Genomic DNA, 273 nt, shown 5'->3' with positions numbered 1-273 from the left:
CTCCACGGGCGGCCTCACCCTGGTGGCCGGAGATACTGGCATGCGTCTGGAAACCCGTGGCGACCTGGTCCTGGGCGGGGTGACTGATCCCGGTAGGGTGGGGGTGCCGAATACCGTTGGCTTCACGGCTCCCGATGGCAGCGTCTACCAAGGGGGCGGGATCGCTTGGTTCAGTCTCTGGACTGCACACACCTCGATCGATCTGTTTGCGGCGGGCGGCAACCTGACGCCCAGCACCCAATTGGTCGAGGCAACCAACGCTATTCCCATGGC

The 273-nt window shown here is 64.8% G+C and carries 1 protein-coding gene; it reads left to right on the top strand.

The features are described from left to right. Positions 1-40: 40 nt before the first annotated feature. Positions 41-273, top strand: a 233-nt coding sequence (locus ACLJNW_RS25070; RefSeq protein ID WP_410961339.1) for a hypothetical protein, incomplete at its 3' end; no start/stop codon positions are given.

Origin of the sequence: Salmonella sp. SAL4457 (assembly GCF_046548235.1) — a bacterium.
Classification (GTDB): domain Bacteria; phylum Pseudomonadota; class Gammaproteobacteria; order Enterobacterales; family Enterobacteriaceae; genus Salmonella; species Salmonella enterica.
This window is presented reverse-complemented; position numbering and strand designations above follow the sequence as displayed.